This is a genomic window from Pseudoalteromonas galatheae (genome assembly GCF_005886105.2).
GTDB lineage: Bacteria > Pseudomonadota > Gammaproteobacteria > Enterobacterales > Alteromonadaceae > Pseudoalteromonas > Pseudoalteromonas galatheae.
The window spans coordinates 1,944,282-1,963,106 of record NZ_PNCO02000001.1; the positions used below are offsets into that span (position 1 = coordinate 1,944,282).

At 41.5% G+C, this 18,825-nt stretch carries 19 protein-coding genes; 11 read left to right on the forward strand and 8 right to left on the reverse strand.

Annotation, left to right across the window (positions count from 1 at the left end):
- Window positions 1-17: 17 nt before the first annotated feature.
- Window positions 18-914 carry a TIGR01777 family oxidoreductase gene (locus tag CWC29_RS08515; protein WP_128726374.1) on the forward strand — a complete coding sequence of 299 codons (897 nt, stop codon included), beginning with the start codon at window positions 18-20 and terminating at the stop codon, window positions 912-914.
- Here CWC29_RS08515 and CWC29_RS08520 read toward each other — a convergent pair.
- Window positions 909-2,255 carry a transglycosylase SLT domain-containing protein gene (locus tag CWC29_RS08520; protein WP_128726373.1) on the reverse strand — a complete coding sequence of 449 codons (1,347 nt, stop codon included), beginning with the start codon at window positions 2,253-2,255 and terminating at the stop codon, window positions 909-911. The two genes, CWC29_RS08515 and CWC29_RS08520, sit on opposite strands and share 6 nt — an antisense overlap.
- A 39-nt stretch (window positions 2,256-2,294) precedes the next feature.
- Window positions 2,295-2,873 carry an LPP20 family lipoprotein gene (locus tag CWC29_RS08525; RefSeq protein ID WP_128726372.1) on the reverse strand — a complete coding sequence of 193 codons (579 nt, stop codon included), beginning with the start codon at window positions 2,871-2,873 and terminating at the stop codon, window positions 2,295-2,297.
- A gap of 177 nt (window positions 2,874-3,050) precedes the next feature.
- On the opposite strand from CWC29_RS08525, the gene CWC29_RS08530 reads away from it, so the two are divergent.
- The 3 genes from CWC29_RS08530 to CWC29_RS08540 are packed head-to-tail and all read left to right on the forward strand — an operon-like array spanning window position 3,051 to window position 6,322.
- Entirely contained in the window at window positions 3,051-4,712 is a 1,662-nt protein-coding gene (locus tag CWC29_RS08530; RefSeq protein ID WP_128726371.1) for a hypothetical protein, read from the forward strand.
- Window positions 4,713-4,716: 4 nt separating this feature from the next.
- A complete protein-coding gene (locus CWC29_RS08535) occupies window positions 4,717-5,334 on the forward strand; it encodes a penicillin-binding protein activator LpoB (RefSeq protein WP_138523921.1) in 618 nt (205 codons plus the stop codon).
- The gene (locus CWC29_RS08540; protein WP_235956548.1) at window positions 5,282-6,322 is read left to right on the forward strand and encodes a hypothetical protein; all 1,041 of its coding nucleotides are present in this window, start codon (window positions 5,282-5,284) and stop codon (window positions 6,320-6,322) included. Before CWC29_RS08535 ends, CWC29_RS08540 begins: the two co-directional genes overlap by 53 nt.
- Before the next feature lie 34 nt (window positions 6,323-6,356).
- Here CWC29_RS08540 and CWC29_RS08545 read toward each other — a convergent pair whose 3' ends face one another.
- The 3 genes from CWC29_RS08545 to yejK all read right to left on the reverse strand — a co-directional run bounded on the left by CWC29_RS08545 (window position 6,357) and on the right by yejK (window position 9,019).
- Window positions 6,357-6,761, reverse strand: a complete 405-nt coding sequence (locus tag CWC29_RS08545) for a type 2 periplasmic-binding domain-containing protein (protein WP_128726370.1) — start codon at window positions 6,759-6,761, stop codon at window positions 6,357-6,359.
- Between the two features lie 10 nt (window positions 6,762-6,771).
- A complete protein-coding gene (locus tag CWC29_RS08550) occupies window positions 6,772-7,848 on the reverse strand; it encodes a porin (protein WP_128726369.1) in 1,077 nt (358 codons plus the stop codon).
- 154 nt (window positions 7,849-8,002) lie between these two features.
- The gene (yejK, locus tag CWC29_RS08555) at window positions 8,003-9,019 is read right to left on the reverse strand and encodes a nucleoid-associated protein YejK (protein ID WP_128726368.1); all 1,017 of its coding nucleotides are present in this window, start codon (window positions 9,017-9,019) and stop codon (window positions 8,003-8,005) included.
- A gap of 65 nt (window positions 9,020-9,084) precedes the next feature.
- Here yejK and CWC29_RS08560 point away from each other — a divergent pair, with 65 nt between their 5' ends.
- The 7 genes from CWC29_RS08560 (at window position 9,085) to CWC29_RS08590 (ending at window position 15,600) form a co-directional block, all read left to right on the forward strand.
- Complete coding sequence (locus tag CWC29_RS08560) at window positions 9,085-9,297, forward strand: YejL family protein (RefSeq protein WP_010374035.1); 213 nt, start codon at window positions 9,085-9,087, stop codon at window positions 9,295-9,297.
- A gap of 4 nt (window positions 9,298-9,301) precedes the next feature.
- On the forward strand, window positions 9,302-10,822 hold the full coding sequence (locus CWC29_RS08565; protein WP_128726367.1) for a DUF3413 domain-containing protein: 1,521 nt from the start codon (window positions 9,302-9,304) through the stop codon (window positions 10,820-10,822).
- Window positions 10,823-10,887: 65 nt separating this feature from the next.
- A complete protein-coding gene (locus CWC29_RS08570; protein WP_128726366.1) occupies window positions 10,888-11,364 on the forward strand; it encodes a DUF4094 domain-containing protein in 477 nt (158 codons plus the stop codon).
- A gap of 165 nt (window positions 11,365-11,529) precedes the next feature.
- Complete coding sequence (aceK, locus tag CWC29_RS08575; protein WP_128726365.1) at window positions 11,530-13,254, forward strand: bifunctional isocitrate dehydrogenase kinase/phosphatase; 1,725 nt, start codon at window positions 11,530-11,532, stop codon at window positions 13,252-13,254.
- Between the two features lie 16 nt (window positions 13,255-13,270).
- The gene (locus CWC29_RS08580) at window positions 13,271-14,209 is read left to right on the forward strand and encodes a LysR family transcriptional regulator (protein ID WP_128726364.1); all 939 of its coding nucleotides are present in this window, start codon (window positions 13,271-13,273) and stop codon (window positions 14,207-14,209) included.
- A gap of 125 nt (window positions 14,210-14,334) precedes the next feature.
- The gene (locus CWC29_RS08585; protein WP_128726363.1) at window positions 14,335-14,718 is read left to right on the forward strand and encodes a hypothetical protein; all 384 of its coding nucleotides are present in this window, start codon (window positions 14,335-14,337) and stop codon (window positions 14,716-14,718) included.
- Window positions 14,719-14,991: 273 nt separating this feature from the next.
- Window positions 14,992-15,600: a MarC family protein gene (locus tag CWC29_RS08590; RefSeq protein WP_128726362.1), complete on the forward strand. Its 609-nt coding sequence runs from the start codon at window positions 14,992-14,994 to the stop codon at window positions 15,598-15,600.
- A gap of 53 nt (window positions 15,601-15,653) precedes the next feature.
- Here the strand turns inward: CWC29_RS08590 and mltG are convergent, their stop codons facing one another.
- The 3 genes from mltG to fabF form a co-directional block, all read right to left on the reverse strand.
- Window positions 15,654-16,625, reverse strand: a complete 972-nt coding sequence (gene mltG / locus CWC29_RS08595; RefSeq protein WP_128726361.1) for an endolytic transglycosylase MltG — start codon at window positions 16,623-16,625, stop codon at window positions 15,654-15,656.
- Window positions 16,626-16,630: 5 nt separating this feature from the next.
- Window positions 16,631-17,404, reverse strand: a complete 774-nt coding sequence (gene pabC, locus CWC29_RS08600; protein WP_162847784.1) for an aminodeoxychorismate lyase — start codon at window positions 17,402-17,404, stop codon at window positions 16,631-16,633.
- 98 nt (window positions 17,405-17,502) lie between these two features.
- Window positions 17,503-18,741 carry a beta-ketoacyl-ACP synthase II gene (fabF, locus tag CWC29_RS08605; protein ID WP_128726360.1) on the reverse strand — a complete coding sequence of 413 codons (1,239 nt, stop codon included), beginning with the start codon at window positions 18,739-18,741 and terminating at the stop codon, window positions 17,503-17,505.
- Window positions 18,742-18,825: the final 84 nt, after the last annotated feature.

Sequence of the window (18,825 nt, forward strand, 5' to 3'; positions counted from 1 at the left end):
AATAAAGAGTATACAGAATGAATATATTCATAACAGGTGCAACGGGTTTAATTGGTAAAAAGCTGTGTCAGTTTTTAATACACAAACACAATCTCACGGCTCTAACTCGTTCCCCCTCCAAGTCCGCAACACTATTGCCCAACGGAGTTAACTGTGTCACAAATACCGATGATATTGACTTTAATAAGCTTGATGCGGTCATCAATCTTGCGGGTGAACCAATAGCCGATGGTCGATGGAGTAATAAAAAAAAGCAAGAAATTTACAATAGCCGGATAAAAATCACAGAGCAAATTGTCGCTGCGATAAACACAGCGACATCACCGCCAAAAGTGTTTATTTCAGGTAGTGCCATTGGTTTTTATGGACGTCAGCCAGATGATTTAGCTATCACTGAAGATTTTAAGGATTGTCACGATGAATTTTCGCATAGACTGTGTCGAGATTGGGAAAATACGGCTTTTAGAGCCGAATCTTCCCAAACTCGAGTCTGTATATTAAGAACTGGTATCGTACTTTCAAAGTCAGGAGGGGCTCTGGCAAAGATGTTACCACCCTTCCGACTTGGATTTGGCGGACCTATTGGTTCAGGAGATCAAGTGATGTCTTGGATCCATATCGATGATATGATTCAGTCCATACTCTATATTCTTAAACATGATGAAATCTATGGTGCTATTAACGCAACAGCACCTAACCCAGTCTCAAATAAGCAGCTTTCTCAAGCCTTGGCACGTTCTATCTCGCGCCCTTGTCTATTTACAGTGCCACCATTTGCCCTCAAATTGGCTTATGGTGAAATGTCTGAATTGCTGTTGTATGGACAACGCGTAGTACCAAAAAAGCTACTCGATACCGGTTATCGATTCCGCCACGACGATATTGAAGATGCCTTGAACGCACTTAACTTATAATGTAAGTGCAACCCCCTCTTCTGTCGTGATATAGAGCTTTTCTCGTGTTAAGACTTTATCCAGATAATGCTTGGTTTCATCGTAAGGTAAACCCTTTTCTAGCGCTGCTAGAACGTTATCTGGCGATAGTGAATTAATCACCTTTGCTGCTTTCGTGATTGACCTCGAGTCATCAGCGTTAAACACGCGAGCAACGTTGCCAGCTCCCGTATTATAAGCCGCAATCATGCAATATTTACGACTTAGTGGGTTCTGTATTTTACTCAAATAGCGTTTATCGAGGATATTAAGGTAAGCCGTACCCGCTTCAATATTATTATCCGTCACATATAAATAAGGGGCTGACATTGGTTCATCACGATTATAAAGCATGCGGTTTACATCAACACCGGCACTCGTTGGTACTATTTGCATCAAACCAAACGCAGGAATGTGTGATTTTGCCATAGGGTTAAAGTGGCTTTCGGTATGCATAACCGCAAAAATTAGGCTTGGCTCAATGTCAAAGCGCTTCGCTTGTGAGTTCACTTGGCTCGCATAACGTTCCGCTCGATGTTTAGAAAATTCAGCCTGTTTGGGTAATTTAATAGCGATTTCAGATACTACAGTAGGTTCTTTTTTTTCGGTATTACTTGCAGTTTCTAATAACTTTTTCAGGCGCTTTTGTTTTAGTAATTCAAGCTTCTTTTGTTGTTCTTGCTGTTTAGCCTCTGCTAATTTTGTGTCTTCGCCGTCAATGATGGCCTCATCCGTCTGGCGTTCTATGTAACGTTGCTGTTGCTCAAATTGACTATCTATTTGTTTTTTCGCAGCAATCAATGCTTTTGCACGAGCAGCGTTATCAATTTCGCGTTTCTTTGTTTCACTTTGGTCTATTGCAAGCGTATCAGGGTTAAATACATCAATTACTGCTCGGTCTTTCGCAATAAATTCCTTATAGAGAGCTAGAAGTTGAGCCTGAGATACTGGTTCATCTGCTGCATGCCGAACGCTGACCACCAGTTCGTTGGCTTCAAAGTCGACAACCATTCTGGATGATAAATCATCACTGTAGGTGACAAATGCAGCTTGATCAGAAACCGTTATATCTCCCCACTGTTGGATGACGTTATCACGAAAGGCATCGTACTCATCAAAATGCTCTTCGACATAATCAGCAAACTCACTTAATTGCTGGCGTTTATATTGCTCAAACTCGCTCAGTTCTTCGTCACTAGGCTCTGACGCTTGCCAACGTGACATTTTCGCAGACAGCTCTTCAAAAAGCTGGGCTTGACTTGCCATTGCTCCTGGGAGCGCACTTAACGCCATGACTATAAATGAGTATACTGATTTACGCATAAAGCATTCCTTTTAAAATTAAAGCGTGAAATTCACACTTTAATTAGTTAGCCTTGCTATTTCCTTCTCAAGATCCTTTTCCGCTTTGTAAGCTTTAAACTCTTGATATAAGAACTTTTCATCCTGAGGATTTATACTGCGCTTACTTTCTTTGATCAAATCTTTGAAAAGCTCTTTGGTCTGTTCAGGTGATAGCGTCGTCAACGCACAAAAATAATCTTCGCCAGAAATATCAATAACATCTGCTTTAACAATACGAGAACCATTTAATGTTTGTTTGGTCAATTGTTTGGACACAGAACTAAAAGTTGCACCTACGGTGGTATCCCCATTTACATCGCTACGATTCGAAAACGTCTTGTCGAGGCCTTCAACGCGAGTTTCAATTTGCTGGGCTAGCGCAAGACGTGCATTTGCAACCGCCATTTTTTGATCGATTGAAATGTTGCCCGAGTATTTCACACAATCAGCTGCCGCTATTCCGTCTTCGATTGTTGGATTGAGAACCCATTCTGGAATATTAACTCTTGGGCTCGAAGCCGCATCGTCTTTACTTGAACTACAAGCCGATAGCATCCCTATAACGGCCACTGATATGAGTAGTTGTTTTGCTTTCATGTTGGGTTCCTTAATTGCCCTATTTACGGAATAAAATCTATCAAAAAAGTAATTGATTAACAGTAATAAATTGTAAAAACGATTTTTAACAATTTAGTACTTTCAATTCAATTTTTTACTATTTAGCTTATTAGTATATGATTGAACATAAACAACACTGCCACTATAAGAACAAGTATGCAAGGAATGCGATTCCAACTTTATTCACATAAACCAATGTTAAAGCTCTTAATTTTTACAGGTTGCTTGATTCTAAGCGGCTGCAATCTTACGCCAAAAGCCAACAAGCAGGCCATAGAATATGCAGCACAAGGAGATTTTATTGCGGCTCAACAACGCATTGATTATGCCTATAAAAACTCATCTCGTGACGAGCTATTATATTACCTTGAATCGGGCATGTTAGCTCATTTACAACACCATTATGAATTAAGTAATCAACACCTCTCCCACGCAAAAGAAATCATAGAAGCTGCTTACACTGTAAGCATCAGCGACCAACTTTTTTCTGCTTTTACTGGCGCGAGTTACAAAAAATACACTGGCCGCACTTTTCATAAGCCCATGATCCACACGTTAATGGCACTTAATTATGTGTCGCTGGCAAACGCATCTGCTGTAAATCGTGTTGCTTTATATGACTCTGCACTTATAGAGATGCGACAGCTTGACCTATACCTTGCTCAATTACAGCAACGAACAGGTGGTTACATCGACCAACAAAAAACTGGAAATGAAATTGAACAAGTTTTTAAAGCCATTTTTAAGCAACCATTTATAAGCGGTGAACTCGAGTATAAAGACGATGCATTTGCACAGTATTTAAGCGGGATTTTATATGAGCAACAAGGCGAGTTAGATAGTGCTCGGATCCAATATGAGCGAGCAGCAAGCGCGTACCAAAATGGCTTCAGCAAACAGTATAAATTAGGTCAATATGCCAGCCAACAAGCTCAAAAAGATCTGCATAGAATGGTTGCTGATGAAGAAGAAAACTACTTTACATTAGTGCAAAGTCTCGGTGTATCGCCTCAACGTAAAGAATTTAATCTTTACCTAAGTACGGATGAAAAAGCAAAAGCTATTGTCATCACTCCGATCTACTGGGGTACACGAGAGGAACGTCAAGCGCAATTTGCTTGGTTTAATTTAATGTTTGCTGATACCAGTTTATTTGATCTCATCCAAAACTACGCAACTGGAGACTTTAGTGATGTGATATTAGGCTCGGTCACTAAACGCCTACCTCTCGGTGATAAATTATGGCAAAAAGCCGTTGAGGAAGGAGTCATTGATGCACTCAAGTATGGCAGTAGAATATCGGTTACCTATTTACAACCTCATAAGAACAATATCCAACATGTTGCGCTTTTCGCTAACGGACAAAAACTTACAGAATTACACCCCTTTTATTCGGTAAACTTACTCACACTGTATGACGCGCTAGGTAATGCCAATATGGAAATTTACACCGCTATTTCTCGAGAAGTGTTAAAAGCAGTCACAGCAAGTCAGGCTATAAAGCAAGTTGGCATCCAGCAGAACACGCTTTTGGCAGGGCTTGCTCAATTGACAACTTCTGTCACCAATGCCATTACAGCAGCGGCAGATACTAGACAATGGCAATCACTGCCGCGAGAGATTCGAATTGCGCGGGTGAAATTACCTAAAGATACCAGTCATCTTCAATTACAAACCCAATTGAGAACTGGTAGAGTGATCATGCAAGATATTCCGCTGGGTCGAAGTGCGCCTTTGATCAGCCACATTCGTACTTTCACCAGTGTAGCTGAACCGGAAAAACAACATTATTTATCATCTTTAACTAACATGGACTGAATACATGAAGCCTAAATTTGCAGTTAAATTAGTTGTCCCGATGCTCATCGTGTCTAGCGCAGCGATGACAGGTTGTTCCTCAACAACCAAAGTGAGTCGTGTGGACACCAATGAAGAAATAGCGCTTTCAGATAAATGGAATGCCAAAGACTCTCAGTTAGTTGCTGAAGCAATGATAAGCGATATGCTCGGTTTCCCTTGGGTACGTGAACACCGTGCCAAAGAAGGCACTCGACCCGCTATCATTATTCAATCTGTTCGTAACAAGTCGCATCAGCATATTGCAGTTGACACCTTTTTGAATGACCTCAAGCGCGCCATATTGCGAAGCGGGCAAGCTGACTTCGTCGCAAACCGCTATGTACGGGATGAAATTCGTGAGGAAAGACGAGACCAAGAGCTCAATTCAAGCCTAGAAACTCGTAATGAGATCGGTCAAGAACAAGGTGCTGATTATGCACTATCCGGCACAATTAACTCATTTGTTGATGAACAAGGTGGCAGTCGAGTCACTTTCTATCAAGTAGACCTTCGACTAATAGACATGACGACTAACCGAGAGGTGTGGAATGGACAGAAGAAAATTCAAAAACTTCAAGAGCGCAGCGGGTATGGTTTCTAAGCGCCTAGCGTTATCTTTGTGTATTCTACTTGGCTTATCTGCTTGTCAGTCTACAAAGCAGGCTATTGCAAAGGAAGATAGCTTACCCAATTGGACCATACAGCAGCCGAGTTCCGATTACCTTGTTTATGGCGTTGGTTCAGCGAGTCATATTGTAGATAGGACAGAAGCCAAGCTTGCTGCCCAAGAGGCAGCAAGATTGGCGATTGCCAAACAGTTAAATGTAGAAATAGAAGGAACGACACAAGTTGCTCAAAGCCAGGCTAATGGCGATTTTTCGTATCGAGTGGATGAGATTTTATATTCTCGAGTCCCAAGCATACAATTACAGGGGATCAATATTGAGCAGGAGTTTTACTCCTCAGAGCAAAAAACGGCCTATGCCCTTGCCTCGTTTAACAAGGTTGAGTCAAGAATGCACGCTGAGCTTGATATTAGACAGCTTGATGAAGAGATCAGTAACGCGACGATTTCGGCACTGACCAATTCAGAAAAATTAAAAGAAGCGATGGCAATTAAACGACTAATTGCCAAAAGGCGTAAAGCAAACGAATATCACAGGCAATTAGGCGGCGGCAGTATTGTCATACCAACTTCTGTGAGTGACAAAAACAAAATGCTGAATGATTTTATTCAGTCATTAACTTTTAGTATTTCATCAAAGCTTTGGGGGCAGGAGTCTATCCGCAACCAGTTAGCCGAAAGCTTGACTAAGCAAGGTCTTACTGTTGTGGGTGAAAAACAAAGTGCAGACTTTCAAATTGACTTTAGCGTAGATTTCGAAGACGTAAAGAAAAACAGCACTTATTATGTTTTTGCCAACTCGAACTTAACACTCATGGAAAACGATAAAGAAAAGGCGCATGTATCTGCACAAATAAAAGCAGCGTCTAGTTTTGAAAACATGGCTAAGTCCAATGCTGAAGCAAAGTCAGCGAAAATGCTAAGCAAAAAGCTGGCAATGTTAATTATTGATAGCAAAATCTAAAGAAAGGCCCTTTTAAAGGGCCTTTCTTCTCTTTCTAAAATGATTTCACCACTTTAACGCTGCCATCTGCGGCTCCTGAAGATACAAAGCCAATTAAATTAGGGTTACTCGCAACGAGTTTAAGTACCTCAGCATCATCCGCAGCTTCTTTTGGCGGTGTCCCTTTTCCAGTAAATACTAATTTTGACCAATAAGCTTTAAGCTGACTCGATGACTTGTTAAGCACCTTTTCATTAAACTCATCTGTTACCGCCGAGCCATCAGCCTGCGTTATCGGAAGTGCTTTAGAGCCATCGGAGAATGACTTTGATTTACCGATAAAAATTTGCTTAATTTCGTTTTCATCAAGTGTAGAAGTATTGGCTGGATTGACAATGACATCCACGGCGAGGCAACTAAACGAGCTGCAAAGTAGAGTAAGTAAAAATAATTTTTTCATGCTTCTCTCCTTAAAATACCATGTCGATGCCAATTGTAATGGCTTTACTATCACCCGCGACCGCTAGACCAACGGAGTTATCCTCCACCTCATCGTACTGAATCTTAAAAGCGGCGGAGGAATGGAAATCCCAACGTACTCCAAACGAAGTGGTTTCATGGCTTTCAGCATCCTCGCCCTCCCCTTCAAAATCTGCGTAGGATACGAATGGCGTGATATTGTCAAAGCGGTAACCCAATGTCAGCATCTTAGTGTCTAGATCGCCATCCAAATCCAACCGATTTAGCTCTGATAAAATAAAGAAATTTCCCCAGTCTGCATTTACTGCCAAACCGTAAAACTTACCATCTCGTTCATCACTCCCCTCCCATAAGACGGGCTCTCCTGAACGATATCTCTGGTTGGTATAACGCATGTGAGTTAAACGCACTTCAAGCCAATCATTACTGGTTTGAATTACACCACCTAAGATGTCTTTCCAGATTTCTCTAGTTGGCTCTTGAAAGAAAAACTCACTCAACAGCTTATTGTCATCATCGTCTTCTTTACCAGCGTATATATTCCCGCTTAATGACCAGTCGCCTACACTGCCGCTGTAGAGCATATTGATGCCATTGTAATTAAAGATTTGCCAGGTGTAATTGTCCGCGGGTGCACGCATCCAGATATAGGCGTAACCCACATCATAAAAGTCGGAATAGTAAAATAGCGGTAAGCGCTTTTTACCTGCTTGAAAAGTCCAATTCTCATTAATCTCATAGGACAAATAAGCCCATTCAAACTTTGCATCAAAATCATCTGCGCCGCGCGCAACAATCTGGCCAGTAACGCTTAAGCCTTCGGTTAGATCAGCACTAAATTGAAGACCCATCAGTGTTTCAGGTTCAAATGAGATATCCTCGTCGTAAACACTGACGATAGGATAATCGGCAAGAAATATTGGATCGTTTATTCCGAATTGTGGAACACCGCTTCCACTCAGCACCTTACCTGCATTGATACTTGCGAATCCGGAAAAGTTAACCTCTGCATGCCCTGAAAAACAGGCAAGGCAAAGGGTACAACCTAAAGCTAGTTTCATCTTCATTATGATTCATCCCAATTGCTTGTTCTACAAGTACTACATTGCAAGTATAGTTAAATTTAAAAAAATGCTAGCAAAAGCAGCAAATTGATAAAAATATTTGCAGAAAAAGGGATGAAATGGGAACAAAAAAGCAGCTTTCGCTGCTTTTTATAAACTAAGATTCGTCATTATTATAATAACGTTCAATTTGGTCCTTCAAGTTAGGCGGCACACCTTTAATCGTGAGCGTATCGCTCGTAGCGTCATAAATAACCCGCTCCCCCAAATGCTTACGCTCAAAGCCAACGCTTACTCCACCGCCAAGCCCGGAGAATTTCACCATACTCGTTACCGTCTTTTTATCGACAGGAAAACTTTCTTCTAGCTCGTAGCCCTGCTCTTTATAAAAATCTTCAAACTTTACGTCTGAAGACTTAGAAAGCGTCTCAGACAGTGTATTGACATCCGCGTCCTCGCCGCTTGAAACACAGTCGTTACAGTAATCAAAAATCTCCTTGCGAATGTCGTCCTTTTCAGACTTTTCATATTGCTGTGTAGACAAATAATCCTCAACCGCGTGTAACATAGTTTGCGATTGCTGTTTAGGGTCTATCCCCTCTTCACAACCAAGAAAATCTAAAAAGAAATCAGCAACTTTTCGACCCGCGCGCCCTTTAATGAAGGAAATATAACGGTTTTCTTCTGCGGCCGTATCCCATGCATCTAAATCGATTCTCGCAGCCAATTGCATACGTGAAATATCTAAGTGTTTTGCTGCGGATAAGTCTAAGTCTGAGGTAATTGTATAATGTTCTTTAATATTAATCAGTGCAATCATAATAAAATTGCTGGCAACATACTGATAATGACAAAACACTAAATACCCAGTTTCATGAAATGCATATTTATTAAGCTCTTCTTTAAGCACATTGGTTGCTTCTTGGGTTAAATTCCAAAAGTTAAGCTCATTATTTCTATAACTCTGCATCGCAGACGCGACCACACTGCTTTTTTCGCCGCTAAAAGCACAGAACCCTTTACCCGGTTTGCCATTGTAGGCATGATGCAATTGTTCAATGAAAACATTAACTTTGTCATTGATTTGCATTTCATCATCACGTAGATGTATTTCGGTATCTTCGTCTTGTTTGTCTACATAGTGAACAACTAGTTTTTTTACCTCAACGCTCATCTTTGTTTTTCACGCCTCTAATGTTAAAATGTAAAAATTATTGCTTTTATAAATTGAACCAACTGATGCCTATCCAATCAAAGTATTCCAATAAACAAGTAGAAGAAATTGTTGACCAATTAGTTAATGTATTAAGCTCGCAAAACGCACCAGTTGATCTCAGCTTAATGTGTTTGGGTAATTCTATCACGCACATTCTAAAAGAACATGTTCCAGAGAGTAAGAGACAATCTGTTGCCGAAAATTTTGCCAAAGCACTTACACAATCAGTAAAGTAACGGAATGAATCTTACACCGCACAGCCCTTTTTCATCAAAAGCAAGTCAATTACTCAGCTGGGGACACTGGTTTACCTTTGCCAACATTGGCTTGGTTTTATTGATTAGCTCAGTTTATTTGTTCGCCGACAAAGCGCCAAGTACCTTTGTCGGTTGGTTTTATATGCTGATCACGTGGATAAGCCATACCAGCTTTATCACTTTTTGTGCGTTTGTATTAACTATCTTTCCGCTTAGTTTAATATTCCCTTACCCGCGACATATTCGCGGGATGGCTGCAATTATTGCCTCGGTTGGTATTGTTGTACTAACAGTAGATGCCTTTGTTTACCTACAACTTGGCTACCATATAAACCCAGCTTCGCTTTCCGATATTTTTGTTTTATTGTGGGAAACCTTAGTCGGATCATCCCTAGTTAATCTCATCATTACCATTGCAATACTTGGACTGGTGCTCACTTTTGAACTACTCGCAGGCAATTATGCTTGGCGTCATTTGGCTGAGCTTAAGTCCTATAAATTTCCTCGTTATGCAACGGGCACCATTGTAACCTGCTTTGCGCTAAGCCACAGCCTGCACATTTGGGCTGATGCGAATGCCTTTTTCGATATCACTAAGCAAGATAATGTATTACCCCTCTCTTATCCTACAACCGCAAAGAGCTTACTCGCCAGACACGATTTACTTGATATCGAGCAGTATGAGGAAGCGCACTCACTAAGCATTGGTGATACGCATTCAAAATACAAAGCCCCTGTAATTTCGGCGGTATGCAAAGAAAAGAAAGATACTGGTGAGCAACCTATCTATATTTATGCGTATACAGATCAGGCACTGTTCCAAAAAACAGCAACAGCACTTCAGAGCAACGGTAAAAATAACGTGTTCCGAATGGATTCTGTTTTACGTGCAGGAAATAGCAGCGATGCGCTATTCAGCCTGATATACGGTCTACCGAGTTATTATAAAGAGTCTGTCATGCTGCAGCAGCAAGTTCCGATATGGTCAATTAATAATGACTTAATGAGTGTTAATGCTAGCGGCGAGTTCTCTTTTGTTCCTTCTCATCAAGCAAGTAAATTAACAATCGTTGAAGTAAGCGACGAAATTGACATTGATAGTTCAAAGCCGTTCGTAGTAATTGATATTAGTGCACAGCAAGCGACGGTATTAACCAGTTCTGCGGTAACGAATATTGAACTGTTTGCTCAGGCTTCTGGTCTTGTGCAGCCCAATGACATCACCTACACCCTGTTAAGCTCTTATCTAGGCTGCGACTCCCTTGCTCAACAAAGTATGCTGGCATCGAACATTAAAACTCGCTCTCATGCAGAAGGCGTTAACTTTACGCAGGGTGTCTTAGTTGCCTTCAAAAAAGACAAAATCACCTTAGTCAATCAAGATGGTAGCTTCAAGCAGATGTCAGCGAAGGAGGGCTTTGTTTTGAACGGTAATTTAGATATTCCATTTTTAATCCAAAGTATTAAGACATTAAAAAAATTCACGGCTCCTGAAGCACAGTAACCTTGAACAAAGCTAGATCTCATCTATGTTTAACTAGATATTGACTGTTACTGCAAGGATGCCAGATGCAATTGTATCTTAAATTACTTACACTGATTTTTATCTGCTCACCTAGTTTCGCAACAACAACGGTGCACTACTACAAATGTACCACCGACAGAGGCATCGTTTTTAGCCAATTCCCCTGCTCGGCTAATGCGGCCCAGCATACGATAACCACATCCGATCCTAAAGCCTCGGCTCCCTCAGAACAGCATTATAAAACGCTAAATAATTTGGAACGTAACCAAATTGCAAAAAGAACAAAGCGTGCACTTAGAGCCAAGCACCATGAAAAAGCCATGCTCAACCGTAAAAGAGATACCGCGGTTAGAGAGCAACAAGATAAGTTAACTAAGCTGATGAACGAAGACAGGCGCAAAAAGGTCGTCAGGCAAGTTAAAAAAGAAATAAAAGCCATTAATAAGGCACATGCTAAAGCGATAAAGAGCCTAGAAAAAGAGATTTCAAAATTAGAAAAGCAGCTAAAAGCATACGAGTAATATCACCACATTGATTGCTTTGGAGGATCACGCTTTATCAATAAGTACGCCAAGTTTGATAATAAGAATTAAGCGAATTGGTAGAACTGGTATTACCAGATGACTTTTTCTACATTACCTTGTAAAGTGAAACCACTCAGCGTGGATAATTTATGAGGGATGTAGATGCAAGCACAGCAATTGGCGGAGCGAATTTTATCAGGTTTCCAAAACCACTATCACGCATTTGTGGAAATTACCAAATTGGCACCTATCGCTTTTGCTTCGCAAAATTGGGGAGAGATAGAAAGAATAAGTAAAGCGAGGATCAGCCAATACGACAGTAAAGTTGATGAGACCGCACAGAAGTTGATACAACTCTATGGCTCGACGCAACTGAATGAATCGCTATGGTATCAAGTAAAACAGGCTTACCTTGAACGCCTCACCTTTCACCCTCAACCAGAGCTTGCTGAAACTTTCTATAATTCAGTTTTTTGTCGTCTTTTTCATCGCCGATATTACAATAGTGACTTCATTTTTGTTGAAACCCAACTTGCTAACGCCACATCGCTCCCTGTAGAAGCTGAGTATCGAAGTTATTTCCCAGTCGTCAATGGTCTGAAGCCAACCATCAAAAAAATCATCGAACACATTGACTTTCATTGTGAATTTGAAGATTTAGATAGAGATATTCGACTACTCGTTAAGGCGTTTCTTAAACAAGCACCTAACACGCATCATCAGGCGCACTTAATGCGCTTCGATATCCTCAGCGCACCTTTCTATCGTAATAAAGGTGCCTATATTGTCGGCCGAGTGGTATCTAAATCTGGTGTACAGCCGTTTATCATCTCGGTATTACACGCACAAACAGGGGGCTTACTGATCGATGCGCTACTTACCAACAGCTCACAAATGCGGGTGATTTTTGGTTTTGCGCGTGCTTACTTTTTAGTAGAGACCCATGCCCCATCTGCGTTAGTTAAGTTTTTAAATCAACTCATGCCAAATAAAACAAAGGCTGAGCTTTATAATGCCATCGGCTTTCATAAACAGGGAAAAACCGAATTTTATCGTGAGTTTTTACACCACTTAGCGAATTCTGAAGAACAGTTTGAAGTCGCACCAGGTACACCCGGTATGGTGATGATGGTATTCACTCTGCCAAGTTTTCCCTATGTTTTTAAAGTGATCCGTGACCAATTTCCAGAAAGTAAGCCATTTACAAAAGCAACCGTTTTAGAGCGCTACCAACTCGTAAAACGCCACGATCGTGTAGGTAGAATGGCAGATACGATTGAATATTCCGATGTGGTGATCCCACTTGCACGTATTTCTCCAGCTCTTTATCAGCTATTACTAGACTCTATCTCTCAAAGTATACGTATTGAGGGGGACAATATGGTGATAAAACACTTGTATATTGAGCGCCGTATGACACCGCTCAACCTCTTTGTACAGCAAGCCGATGAAGAAACGTGCGAGCAAGTTATTAGAGATTACGGCTATGCGCTTAAAGAAATGCTCGCTGTAAACATTTTTCCAGGTGACATGCTGTTAAAAAATTTTGGCGTGAGCAAACATCATAGAGTTATTTTCTATGACTATGATGAAGTACAATATCTCACGGAAATGAACTTTAGAGCACTGCCAAAACAAGGGCTTGATAATATGTATGACTCTGCGGATATTTCCAGCGCGCCACAAGACGTCTTTCCTGAACAGTTGTGTACATTTGTTCTGACAAATCCTACACTAAAGGAAATGTTTCTGCGCCATCATGCTGATTTGGCTGAGGTGTTGTTTTGGCAGCAAGCACAACGAGATATTCGTGAGAGAGTCGTAAGACATATTTACCCTTATCCACGTGAAAATCGTTTTCTCCAAGATGCCAAAAAAGAAGAATAATATAAAGGAAAACTGAGTGAACATTAGTAAAATTGACCTTAACCTGCTGGTTTACCTCGATACCTTGCTTCGAGAATGCAACGTAACACGTGCCGCAAATCAATTAAGTATTACCCAGCCAGCAATGAGTAATGGTCTTAAGCGCCTCAGAAACCTCTTTAATGACCCTATTTTAGTACGTACCAGCGAAGGCATGGTGCCGACAGAGCGCGCACTTGAGCTGCAGCCTGTGATCCGTGGCATACTTATGACTTTAGAGGAAACCTTAGCCCCTAACAGAGAGTTTGAGGCAGCGAGTAGTAATCGAGTATTTCGAATTATGGCCAGTGACTATGCCGCGAGTACACTTGCACCGAAACTCCTGAATAAACTCCATGAAGAAGCCCCAGATACGACCCTTGATATTCTCACGCCGAGTGATGTTACATTCCATGATGTGGAAAATGGCAAGGTAGACATGGCAATTAACCGCTTCGAAAACTTACCGCAATCGTTCCACCACAAACGAATTTGGAAGGATAGTTTTTGCTGCCTCGTAAAATCCGACAACCCAGTTATTACCAACTTTACGCTTGATGCCTATTTAAAGTCTCGCCATATTTGGGTAAGCAAAACAGGATTTGGTGTTGGGGTCGGAATGGATCCCGCAGATGTACAGAAGCTTGGCTGGGTTGACGAGGCGCTTGCACACTTTGGAAAACACCGAAACATCGCGACTTTTACGCGTAATTATCACGTTGCAATTCACTTAGCAAAAGAGCAGAACTTAATTGCAACATTGCCATCGAAAGCCGCGAATATCTATCGTGATGATCCGACTTTAGCCGTGCTAGAGCCACCTTTCCCAATTCCACCGTTTGAGTTAGATATGATTTGGAGCCCGTTATTACACCGTGATGCAAGTCATATTTGGTTGAGACAAAAAATTGCAGAGGTAGCTGAAGAGCTTACATAACGACATAACAGGCCTCGGATTCGGACAAATAATGAGCCGCTTTAGCTCAGTGCGCTTTTTGAAATTGGTATCGCCAGCTAATTGAACTATCCTTTTATTTATAAGCATAAAGGGTGCAATAGAGCATGGCGAAATTCTCTTATAGAGCAACAGTTGATAGTAAAGAGAAACTTATCCACGCAGCCGCATACGGGGAATGCGTGGAAGCCAATATCATCGAGATGTATAAAAACTTAGGACTTGCACTTAAGTCGAATCAGCTAAAGGGTCTGGTTATCGACGTATCTCAATTACATATCACTTACGACTACCCAAGCGTACTAAGCGTTTTACAAAAGCTCAATCAATTTGTTGATGGGATCACCCTAGCCCGAGTTATTTCTCCCTCAGACACCAAAAGTGGATTAATTGAAGCATTTGCTGACAAGCACGGCTTAGCGATTAAGAACTTCGAGAACTACAACGATGCGGTGGCTTGGGTACTTACCATGAATGCAAAAAATAGTTGAGCAAGCATTCAGAGTCAGGTCATGAAAGCAGTGATATTATCTGATGTTGGCCTATAACAAATGGCCTACCATAAGTAATACCAATTGAATTAATTCTCTAATCAATTTGAAGGGTGAAATAGCATATTAGCTTCGTTAAAAATTCTCATTTAGAACAACTAAATAGCAAAATTTTGCCTTGCTACTAAAGCTATTTCCCCGCTTCAAGATAGATCATTTACTTAATACAACTGGTATAATTTGTGAACAACCTTTATTTCATAATAGGAAACTATGGAACAATATATCTCAACGTTCATTTTTTTCTTTGCGGTCATCGACCCCATTGGCACCATTCCGGTATTTATCGCAACCACTACTGGCTTTGATATTGCTACAAAACGAAAAATAGCGGTTAAGGCAACACTGGTTGCTGCCATTGTGTTACTGTTTTTTATTATTGCTGGCGAAATTATTTTAAATGCCATTGGTATTCCTTTACCTGCATTTGCGATTGCTGGCGGCATCGTACTTTTCATCTTTGCCATGACAATGATTTTTGGCGAGGGTAAGCCAAGTGAAGAGATTAAGTTAGACAGTAAAGCATCAGACACCGCTATTTTCCCTTTAGCAATGCCTTCGATCGCAAGCCCAGGGGCAATGTTGGCTGCCGTTTTGCTTACTAAAAACAGCGAAAACAATGTATTTGAACAACTCCAAACATCGCTTATTATGCTCAGCGTATTGGCTATCGTGTTGCTATTTTTACTGGTTGCGACAAAAATTCACCAATGGATTGGTGATAGTGGCGCAAGTATCGTCAGCCGAGTAATGGGACTTATTTTAGCTTCCGTTGCGGTATCTAGCGTATTGGCGGGTATTAAAGAATATTTTATGTTGTAATAGAGAGTAACGAGAGAGCTAGCCCTCTCTTCAACGCCAGCTATCTTTCAAAGTCACTGTTTCAAAATAAATTTCTTCACCGCTTTATTGTGCTCAGACAATGTTTTCGAAAAGTGGTGCCCACCATCTCCTGACGCAACAAAATAAAAATAATCGGTTGTTGCGGGATTAAGTGCCGCATGGATAGCAGCACGAGACGGCATTGCAATGGGGGTCGGTGGTAAGCCATCAATCCGATAGGTATTATATGGCGTCTTTTTACGGATATCTTCACGTTTAATGTCACCATCAAAGTGCTCACCAATACCATAAATAATGGTTGGATCTGTCTGTAAACGCATGCCCTTACGTAAGCGATTGATAAAAACGGAGGCTACTTTATCTCTTTCTGCGACTACGCCCGTTTCTTTCTCAATAATCGAAGCCAAGATCAAGGCTTCATAAGGCGTGTTTAAAGGAAGATCTGGCATCCTGTTTTGCCACTCCTGCTCAAGCACACTCTGCATTTTGGTATGGGCGCGTTTAAGTAAGCGCAGCGCTGAGTCATTTCCATGGTAATGGTAGGTGTCGGGGTACAACCACCCTTCAGCTGAACTTTGCGCTATATTCAGTTGTGCTGCCAGCTTATCAATGTCTTGCGTTAAGTAAGGGGCACTAAGGAGCTTGTTTTTGACTTCCCAAATGGGCATCCCTTCAATGATTGTAAAGCTAAAGTTGTGTTGCTCTCCACGACTAATTTTGCTGATGGCATCCAGCACAGTTAGCCCTTTAAGATCGTAAAAGCCCGCTTGTAACGCGAATAACTTAGGCTCTAACTTACTATAAAGTTGATAAGGAAAGCAGTTAGATAATGCCCCGCTACGCTGCCATAGCTGACAGAGCTGATTAAATGTTTGCCCAGCCTTTATCTCAACTAATGACTCAGAGATATTAAGTGGTTCAAATTTAACCTTATTTATTTGCTGAGATAACCACCAGGACGCTGCTGCTATCAAAAATGCGACTATGATAAACAGTTTTTTCATTTATATTACTTCCCTAAAAATCGCCTTTTCAATTCATGTAAGTAGGCGATATCGAAATGTTTATTCTCAATTCTTACTACAGGTACCAACTGCATTAAACTATTACAAATAAATACGCCATCAGCTGCTTTTAACTCGTCAAAAGCAATTTTTTTGACCCTAATATCATGCCTACTTTCAAGTGCGGTTAAGAATACGCCTTTAATGCCTGAGCCACTAAGATCTGGTGTATACAGCTTGTTTTCTTTAATCATGATGATATTTGCCGCTGACGCTTCAATCACCATATCATTGATATCCATCACAATAACATCGTCGCAAACCAATGTCTGTGCATCTTGTTTAATAAGTACTTGTTCTAACCGATTCAGTGTCTTTAATCCAGCTAGTAATGGCTGAATACCCAGTTTAACTCGGCTTAATGCGACCTCAATCCCATTTTGCTGCCATGTTTTATAGTGTGAAGGAAAAGGTAAGACCTGAATACTCACACTTGGCTGAGGCGTCTCAGGAGCTTGGTAACCGCGGCCCCCGCACCCTCGAGTGATAAGGATCTTTAGCACCGCTTCCGCTTTATCTTTAACTTGCTCTTGAGCTAAAGACTCAATTTTATCTAATCGTAACTCGGGAAAGTCCAAGCGCTGCTGACACAATGTCAATCGCGCCTTGTGAAGTGGCCACAAGTCAATATTTCCATCACGGACTAACGCAGTGGTAAAAAAACCGTCTCCATAGGCCAATCCTCTGTCAGTGTTAGAAAAAAGCTGCTGATTATCCACATCGCTTTCCTTTTAAGGGTATTCACAACATAAAAAAGCTCGGCATTGCCGAGCTTTTTTATCATAACCTACTTTGCTATTAGATTACTAAGGCTGATCTACACCTTTTTAAATAGCAATGAACCGTTTGTTCCACCGAAGCCAAAAGAATTACACAAAGTGTACTCTAGCTTGGCATCACGGGCAGTATGAGGCACGTAGTCTAAATCACAACCTTCATCTGGGTTATCTAAGTTAATGGTCGGCGTTACTTTTTGGTCTTGCAGTGCAAGAATCGAAATAATTGATTCAACTGAGCCCGCAGCACCAAGTAAGTGGCCCATCATTGATTTAGACGAGCTCACCATTACATCTTTTGCCGCAGAACCAAATACCGACTTTACAGCATGCGTCTCTGCAACGTCACCCGCCGGAGTGGAAGTACCGTGTGCATTGATATAGCCAACCTGCTCTGCATTGATCCCTGCGTCATTCAATGCATTAACCATGGCTTGTGCAGCGCCAGCACCATCTTCTGGTGGCGACGTCATATGATATGCATCGCCACTCATACCAAAGCCAACCAGTTCAGCGTAAATCTTCGCACCACGAGCTTTCGCATGCTCATACTCTTCCAGTACGATCACACCGGCTCCATCAGCTAGCACAAAACCATCACGGTCTTTATCCCAAGGGCGAGAAGCCGCTTGCGGATCATCGTTACGCGTAGAAAGCGCACGAGCTGCACTAAAACCGCCCATACCAATTGGGGTTGACGCTTTTTCAGCACCGCCAGCTACCATCGCATCCGCATCGCCATATGCAATCATACGGGCCGCATGGCCGATATTATGAAGGCCAGTTGTACATGCAGTAACAATCGAAATATTTGGACCTCTTAAGCCATGCATGATAGACAAGTGGCCAGAAATCATATTGATAATGGTAGAAGGTACGTAAAACGGAGAAAGCTTGCGTGGGCCACTATTTAATAGTTTAACGTGGTTTTCTTCAATTAGCGTCAAACCACCTATACCAGAGCCAATGGCTACACCAACTCTTGCGGCATTCTCTTCGTTAACTTCAAGACCTGAGTCTTTTATAGCCTGTACACCTGCAGCGATACCATACTGGATGAAAACATCCATTTTTTTAGCATCTTTAGGGGAAATATACTCAGTGACATCAAAGTCGTTAACTAAACCAGCAAACTTAGTTCCGAAACCTTCTGTGTCAAAATGCGTGATATTGCGAATGCCACTACGGCCTTCTAATAAGCCCTGCCAGGTAGATGCAACATCATTACCCAGCGGCGTCAACATACCTAAGCCAGTTACTACGACTCGACGTTTAGCCACGGTGTCCTCCAAAAAGGGATTATTATAATAATTGGGGGGTCTAGAAAGAGTTAGGGCAGCGAGTGCTGCCCTAATAGAAAAGCT

Bases quoted from the DNA above. Each gene is read 5' to 3' on its own strand.
- CWC29_RS08515 (WP_128726374.1), top strand. From the start codon at position 18: ATGAATATATTCATAACAGGTGCAACGGGTTTAATTGGTAAAAAGCTG.
- CWC29_RS08520 (WP_128726373.1), bottom strand. From the start codon at position 2,255: ATGCGTAAATCAGTATACTCATTTATAGTCATGGCGTTAAGTGCGCTC.
- CWC29_RS08525 (WP_128726372.1), bottom strand. From the start codon at position 2,873: ATGAAAGCAAAACAACTACTCATATCAGTGGCCGTTATAGGGATGCTA.
- CWC29_RS08530 (WP_128726371.1), top strand. From the start codon at position 3,051: ATGCAAGGAATGCGATTCCAACTTTATTCACATAAACCAATGTTAAAG.
- CWC29_RS08535 (WP_138523921.1), top strand. From the start codon at position 4,717: ATGAAGCCTAAATTTGCAGTTAAATTAGTTGTCCCGATGCTCATCGTG.
- CWC29_RS08540 (WP_235956548.1), top strand. From the start codon at position 5,282: ATGGACAGAAGAAAATTCAAAAACTTCAAGAGCGCAGCGGGTATGGTT.
- CWC29_RS08545 (WP_128726370.1), bottom strand. From the start codon at position 6,761: ATGAAAAAATTATTTTTACTTACTCTACTTTGCAGCTCGTTTAGTTGC.
- CWC29_RS08550 (WP_128726369.1), bottom strand. From the start codon at position 7,848: ATGAAGATGAAACTAGCTTTAGGTTGTACCCTTTGCCTTGCCTGTTTT.
- yejK (WP_128726368.1), bottom strand. From the start codon at position 9,019: ATGAGCGTTGAGGTAAAAAAACTAGTTGTTCACTATGTAGACAAACAA.
- CWC29_RS08560 (WP_010374035.1), top strand. From the start codon at position 9,085: ATGCCTATCCAATCAAAGTATTCCAATAAACAAGTAGAAGAAATTGTT.
- CWC29_RS08565 (WP_128726367.1), top strand. From the start codon at position 9,302: ATGAATCTTACACCGCACAGCCCTTTTTCATCAAAAGCAAGTCAATTA.
- CWC29_RS08570 (WP_128726366.1), top strand. From the start codon at position 10,888: ATGCAATTGTATCTTAAATTACTTACACTGATTTTTATCTGCTCACCT.
- aceK (WP_128726365.1), top strand. From the start codon at position 11,530: ATGCAAGCACAGCAATTGGCGGAGCGAATTTTATCAGGTTTCCAAAAC.
- CWC29_RS08585 (WP_128726363.1), top strand. From the start codon at position 14,335: ATGGCGAAATTCTCTTATAGAGCAACAGTTGATAGTAAAGAGAAACTT.
- CWC29_RS08590 (WP_128726362.1), top strand. From the start codon at position 14,992: ATGGAACAATATATCTCAACGTTCATTTTTTTCTTTGCGGTCATCGAC.
- mltG (WP_128726361.1), bottom strand. From the start codon at position 16,625: ATGAAAAAACTGTTTATCATAGTCGCATTTTTGATAGCAGCAGCGTCC.